General features: G+C 64.9%; 1 protein-coding gene. It reads right to left on the bottom strand.

Annotated features, from left to right (window positions below):
- Positions 1-1,506: 1,506 nt before the first annotated feature.
- The gene (locus tag ACTUAL_RS08240; protein WP_440899826.1) at positions 1,507-2,553 is read right to left on the bottom strand and encodes a GNAT family N-acetyltransferase; all 1,047 of its coding nucleotides are present in this window, start codon (positions 2,551-2,553) and stop codon (positions 1,507-1,509) included.
- Positions 2,554-2,934 lie beyond the last annotated feature (381 nt).

Below are 2,934 nucleotides of genomic sequence, written 5' to 3'. Positions count from 1 at the left end.
AACTGGACCGGACTGCGCCTGCACCGTGACGAGATCGCTACCTCCGAACTGCACCGGCCTGGGTAAGGCGTTGGCCACAACGCGACTACCAACGAGTCGAGCGGTGGCGTTCACTGGCTTCCAGCCACCGCCGACCCGTCGGAAGGCAGGACTGCCGTACAGGGTCGTCTCGGTCCTACCCGACCCGTCGGTAGAGGTCTTCGACACTGACGTGTGGGTCACGATTCGATCGGACCCGGGCGCCGCTGTAGCCATGGGAGGTCGGGCGGATGACGGCGACATGTCCTGAGCCGCCACATTCTCCCGATCCACACCGGCCAGGCGGGCCGCCGCTGAGGACGAGCCGATGGGCACGAGCATGGCTGCTAGTAGGGAAAACAGGCCCGCCACTAGCCACGCGCACCTTGCCGCGGCAGGAAGACGCTTCACCCGATGAACGCGCGCGGGCTCGGCACCCGAGCCCGGCAGAACAAGCCCATCACTACCAAGGTCTGACCCCATCAGTGCCTCCAAAGGCGACACAGCGTCCATCATGGACGCCGCAAGTTCCGAAGCCTGAGATGCGCACCTTGGGTCGCGCCTTCGGAGGTCCACAGAGGACCACGCCCACGAGTCTGTTCGCAGCAGTTCGCGAGAACTCCCCCACGACCTGTTTGCACGGACCGATGACACGTCCTTCCGACACCCTCTTTGCGGCGATGTTCGACCTACGATCTCCAGCGCGTCCGGACGCGCACGACTCGGCTGGGGCAACATCAGGAGTGCCTTCTGGAGGCCGGCGTGCGAGGAGGTATTCCCAGCAGGGACGAAGTCCGCCCTCGTCAACATGCCGCCGAAACGCCGCGGAGAGCCGCCATCACCATCTGGCTGGACGCTGGCGTCAAGATCCACCATGCGGCCGATGGGCGGGTCACAGCACCGAGGTCGCTGAGTTGCATTACGTGTGCAGAACGAGCCCAGGGTTCGAAGATGACTACGCTCTGATCACCACCTATGAGCGGAGCAAGGCGGGAACCGACTCCTCTGGGGAGCGCCACCAGCACACTCACCCTGTATGGGGCGGGACCATCCCCACGACAGGGGTGAAGTCGGCTGTGAAGCGCGAGGACAGATACTCACGACTTCGCAGCACGGCGGCTCGACGACCACTTTCCCCTAGACGACACCTCGCAATGAGGAGTCTTTGGGGGTGACTATTGTTCCAGTGACCATGGTGAGCCGAGTGCGCTCGGAACGGCCCTGTCACACGCCACCTGAGGCGCGCCGCTCCCTCGGCGATGACCTGGTCGAGCGGCGCGAAGCCCGTCGGCTTCCAGCTGCTCACCTGGCGAGTCCTGTTCGCCCTCGCACGCGCAGCAAGAGTACTGCACTGGTATCGTCGCACGACTCTCATGACGGGACCCTGGGGTTAGTACTGAAGCCAGCATCTGCGCCGCGTCCTGATCGTCCTGGCCCTGGCCGTCGGTCAGCTCGGCCCACGACGATTACCGCACCCAGGGCTGCTGGTCATTCATCAACTGGCAGGGCTTCGCGGCTTCTTTCGCTCTTGAGAAGGACAGCCGCGTAGGAGGCCTCGAGACGCGCGCCCCGGAGCTCCTTGGCACGGAGCGAACCGGTCCCCAGATGAAGAGCGCGGAGTCCAGTTTTCAATGCGTGTGAGATGGGTGCGTAGAACAAGGTAGTGAAGTACTCTCCGACCCCTGCTGTGCGGGCGGGGTCCGCCCCGTACAGGCGAGCGAAGAGCACACCCCGCCATTCAAAGTGCAAGCTGCACGCGACAGGCTCATTCTGGCTATCTCTAGTCACGAATAGCCTGGCGAGATCTCCTGCCGCCTTGTACTGATGGCGCAAGACTCGCTCGATCGACGCGGGGGTCGACTGGTGACCGTGCCGTGCCTCCGTGCCGGCCGCGAGATTGGCCACAATTGGGATGGACTGATCGTCAAACTCCTCGAGTGCGCAGGTCAATCCGGCGGCCTCGAACGCCCGCCCCTCGGATCGGACCGTGTAGCGGGTCCTGCGAGAGAGCGACTGTAGCCAGTCCTCCCAGCCTCCGAGCGGCAGGTCGAGCTGCGCCTGCTGGTCAAGCTCGACGGTGCGGGCGTCGAACTGCTCGTCGAGCATCCTGGCGTCATCGCCATTCAGGTACATGAACCCAACTCCGTCGAGGCCGTGCTCGCTCGCTCGGAGACGAGCCGCCGCGAGCAGCGCGCCGATCACGTCGGCGCGATCTCGGTCCGTCAGCGATCGGTCCGTCAGCAGCCGCGTTCGGTACCCACGACGGGAGCCCGCAAGGAGAAGGTTGCGGCCGATGTCCCGAGTGGCCGGGTTCTTCGCGGGGTCCGCCATCGGCAGGCCCTCGAGATGCACCCGATACGTCACGGCGGCTCCGACCACACACCCTCGTGATCGCGCTACCCAGTATGACGGCCGAGCCGTCCGGTCCTGCTCGACCGCCGCCAGCCACGCATGGCAGTCGTAGAACGCGTCGTCGGGGACTACCCGGTCCCAATCGTCACTGGGGACGTCCAGGACGGTTGCGAACTCCTCCACGTGCAGCGGCGTATAGCTTGTAGCGGGTCGATCGGCCTTAGTCATCCCGGCACCGCCCCTTGGTCTCAGGTACAGGACAGACGGAGGGTCGTGACGATAACTGGGAAAGGCAGAAGAAGACTCGCGCTACGTCAAGGCGCCTGTCCCACCAGGCATGGACGTTCCCGCGCTCCTCGACCTCGCGACGGAGTCGGGCGTCGGGGATCCGCATCTCGAGACGACCGTCTGTCCCAATGCCAGTCACCGAGACGGAGCCGTAGTTCAGGGGAATAGGGGCCCACGCCGTCATTGCCTTGAAGACGCACTCCTTCACCGAGAAGATCAGCCGATCCGAGTTACTCGGCACGCCGCGGCGGGCGATCAGCTCTCTCTCATCTGCGT

This window comes from Actinosynnema sp. (genome assembly GCF_052038725.1).
Note: the sequence above shows the minus strand (reverse complement) of the source record. Positions and strands in the feature narration are given on the sequence as shown.